Origin of the sequence: Microbacterium sp. H6 (genome assembly GCF_003314775.1) — a bacterium.
Taxonomy (GTDB): domain Bacteria; phylum Actinomycetota; class Actinomycetes; order Actinomycetales; family Microbacteriaceae; genus Microbacterium; species Microbacterium oxydans.
Genome location: NZ_QOAY01000044.1, coordinates 1 through 3,846 on the forward strand (window position 1 = coordinate 1; position 3,846 = coordinate 3,846).

A 3,846-nucleotide genomic window follows, 5' to 3' on the forward strand; every position below is an offset into this window, starting at 1 on the left:
CGTCGCCCTGTGCGCGCTGTTCCTGATCGGCCGCACCGCCTACGACGTCGCCCTCGACCTCGCCCGCACCCGCGTCGTCGTCGGAGAGCGCGCGGTCGGCGCCCTGACCCTCGCGAACCGCGGCAGCAGGGCCATCCTGCCGTCGCGAGTGGTGCTCCCCGTCGGTTCGGGGCGCGGCGAGTTCGGCATCCAGCGGCTCGCGCCGGGGGAGGAGGCGGAGGAGCTCTTCGCGATCCCGACCCAGAAGCGCGGTGTGGTCAAGGTGGGCCCTGTGAGCGTCGTGCGCGGCGACCCCCTCGGCCTGTTCGAGCGGGCGCACCGTCGCGACGACCCCGTCGACCTCTTCGTGCACCCGCGCACGGTGCTGTTCGACGGCCAGTCCCTCGGCTACCTGCGTGACCTCGAGGGTCTTCCCGCCGCCGACCTGTCCCGCGACGACGTGTCGTTCCACGCCCTGCTCGAGTACCAGCCGGGCGACGACCTCCGCCACGTGCACTGGCGCTCGACGGCCCGCACCGGCACCATGATGGTCCGGCAGTACGAGGAGACCCGGCGCTCGCACTTCGTGATCGGTCTGTCGCGCTCCCTCGCCGACTACGCCACCCCCGACGACTTCGAGCTGGGAGTCTCGGCCGCAGGGTCGATCGGCCTGCGCGCTCTCCGCGACTCGCAGCGCGTCGACATGCGGGTGCAGGGGCGCGAGCTGCCGGCAGGCACGGGCAAGCAGCTGCTCGATTCCCTCTCGGCCGTCGAGAACAGCAAGCCCAAGGAGGGCGGCATCGCCGAGCTCGCCGGAGTGGTGTCGGCGACGATGCCGCTCGCGAGCGTCGTGGTGCTCGTGTGCGGGGCGCGGGTCAAGCCCGACGACCTCCGTCTCGCCTGTGCGCGTCTTCCATTCGGCGCCCGCGTGCTCGTGGTCGTCGCCGACACCACCGCCTCCGCTCCGGCCCTGCGCCGCATCGGCGATGCCGACGTCGTGACGGTCGGTGCGCTGGAGCAGATCCCCCTCGCCCTGCAGAAGGTGCTCGCATGACCGCATCCTCCGCCGCGTTCGCCGGTCTTCCCGTGCGTCGCTGGATCCTCGATCTCGGTGCCTCCGCTCTCCTGGTGGTCACCGCGCTGGTCGGCTTCTGGCCGACGTTCGCCGGTCCGTCCTTCCTCCCCGCCGTGGTCGGCGGCGTCGTGCTCGGCCTCGCGATCGCGGCGGTCACGACCTGGCGCCGTTGGGGCATCCTGATCATCGCGGGCCTCACGGTCGCCGCCTACTTCGTGTTCGGTGGCGCGTTCGCCCTGCCGCAGACCTCGATCCTCGGCTTCATCCCGACGCTGGAGACGCTGCAGAAGCTCGCGCTCGGGACGGTCACCGCGTGGAAGCAGATGCTCACCACGGTGGCGCCCGTGGCCGCGGCGGACGGTCACCTCGTGGTCCCCTTCCTCCTGGCGCTCGTGTTCACGACGGTGACCGCGTCGCTCGCGCTGCGCCTGTCGCAGGTGGCCTGGGCGCTGATCCCGGCCGGCGTGCTGCTCATGCTCGTGATCGCCCTCGGCACCCCTGAACCCGCGTTCCCGCTGGTGCAGGGACTCGTGTTCGCGGTCGTGAGCATGTCCTGGCTCGCGCTTCGCCAGCTGTGGGCGCCGCAGAACACGGCGATCTCCGTCAGCGAGGTCGACCCCTCCAGGGCCTCGCACATGCGCACCCGTCGTCTGCTCGCCGGCGTGGCCGTGCTGGCGATCGCCGGTGGTGCGGGGGTGGCCACGAGCGCGGTCGCGAACCCGGCGCAGCCGCGGCACGTGTTCCGCGACGTGATCATCCCGCCGTTCGACATCCGGGACTACCCGAGCCCCCTGCAGGCGTTCCGCAAGAACGTGCGCGATGAGGCGGACGAGACGCTCTTCACGGTGCAGGGACTGCCCAAGGGCGCGCGGATCCGCACGGCCGTCATGGATCAGTTCGACGGCATGGTCTACAACGTCACCGACGGCGGACCCACCTCGTCGAGCGCCTTCAGCCCGCTGCGCTCGAACATGTCACCGGATGCCGAGGGCGTCCCGGTGACGCTCAACGTCGAGATCGGTGCCTATCGCGGTGTGTGGATGCCGACCGCGGGCGAGCTGTCCGAGATCAGGTTCTCCGGCGATGACGCCGAGCAGCTGCGCCGCGGCACCTACGTGAACACCGAGACGGGCACTGCCGTCTCCACCACGAAGCTGACGAAGGGCGACGAGTACACGGTGGACGCCGTGATGCCGAACATTCCCGACGACGAGCAGCTCGCCGAGGTGCCGTTCGGCAAGGTCTCGATGCCCAAGCCGAGCAACGTGCCGGAGGAGCTCACAGCCCTCGCCGCCGAGACGGTGGTCGGCGCGGAGACGCCCATCGAGCGGGTGCGGGCCCTCGAGAACTTCCTGGCGAAGGAGGGCTTCTTCAGCCACGGGCTCGAGGGGGAGGTCATCTCCCGGGCTGGACACACCGCCGAGCGCATCTCGACCCTCGTCGGCGGCGAGCAGATGATCGGCGACGACGAGCAGTACGCCGTGGCGATGGCCCTGCTCGCCGGACAGGTCGACATCCCCGCTCGTGTGGTCATGGGCTACTACCCCGACGAGGAGAATGCGGGAGAAGCCACGTTCGCTGCCACCGGCGACGACGTGCATGCCTGGGTCGAGGTCAACTTCGAGGGGCTCGGGTGGATCGCCTTCAACCCCACCCCTCCCGAAGACCAGGTGCCGAACGATCAGAACACCAAGCCGCGCGTCGACCCGAAGCCGCAGGTGCTGCAGCCCCCGCCTCCGCCGCAGGAGCCCGTCGACCTGCCGCCCACGCTGCCCGACGACCGCGAGGGCGAGGACGAGAGTCTCAACATCGCGGGCATCATCGGTGCGATCCTCGTGATCGGTGGCATCTCCCTCGGAGTGATCGCACTCCTGGCATCGCCGTTCATCGTGATCGGTGCGTGGAAGGCGGCGAAGCGTCGTTCCCGACGCGCGGCCGCACGCACCGCCGACCGCATCAGCGGGGGATGGGACGAGCTCACCGACCGTGCCGTGGACTACGGCGCGCGCATCCCTCCCGGCGGCACGCGGATCGAGGAGGCGGTGGTCGTGGCGTCTTCGTTGACGGTTCCGCAGGTCACCGCCCTCGCCGAGCGGGCCGATGCCGATGTGTTCGGTCCCGCCGAGCCGAGCCAGGAGGACGTCGATTCCTTCTGGCACGAGGTCGATGACATCGTGGGCGGCCTCGGCAAGGAAGCCGGCTTCTGGAGGCGACTTCAGGCGCGACTGAGCATCCGCTCGCTGGTCGGCGGCACGGCCATCTCGAACGGATTCCAGAATCTGAAGGAAGCGGCGGCCGTGCGCGTCCGCCGTGAACCTGGCACCATCAAGAACAGCACGACGCCCCCGTCCTCCGAGAGCGAGACCTCATGACGCAGCCCGCGACCGACCAGATCGCGCCGGTCTCCCGTCGCGCCGTCGCCTACCTCATCGACGCCCTGATCGCCGGGGGCCTCGCGATCGTGCTCGGCGGCGGACTCCTGGTCGGCGCCTCGCTCACCGGCAGCCTCGAGGGCAGTGTCGGAGTCCTGCTGATCGGGGGTCCGGTCGTGAGCCTGATCCTTCTCGGCTGGTTCGTCGTCTACACCGTGATGCAGGCGGGCACCGGCTCGATCGGCATGCGCGCCCAGGGCCTTCGGCTGGTCTCGGCGACGGACGGGAGCGGCCTCGGCTTCGGACGGACGCTGCTGCGCAACGTCATCTTCGGCCTCGCCGCCGCCATCGTCGTGGGCTACTTCACGCCGCTGTTCGACGGCTCCGGTCGGTACCAGGGGTGGCACGACAAGGTGGCCG

Annotated in this window: 3 protein-coding genes; all 3 read left to right on the plus strand. The window is 70.5% G+C overall.

Annotated elements, in window-relative coordinates:
- On the plus strand, window positions 1-1,033 hold a 1,033-nt coding region (locus tag DSP71_RS02790; RefSeq protein WP_113680316.1), incomplete at its 5' end, for a DUF58 domain-containing protein.
- Window positions 1,030-3,426, plus strand: coding sequence for a transglutaminase domain-containing protein (locus DSP71_RS02795; RefSeq protein ID WP_113680317.1), 2,397 nt, complete (start codon window positions 1,030-1,032; stop codon window positions 3,424-3,426). The genes DSP71_RS02790 and DSP71_RS02795, both read left to right, overlap by 4 nt.
- A partial coding sequence (locus DSP71_RS02800) for an RDD family protein (protein WP_147251173.1) occupies window positions 3,423-3,846 on the plus strand: 424 nt, incomplete at its 3' end. The genes DSP71_RS02795 and DSP71_RS02800, both read left to right, overlap by 4 nt.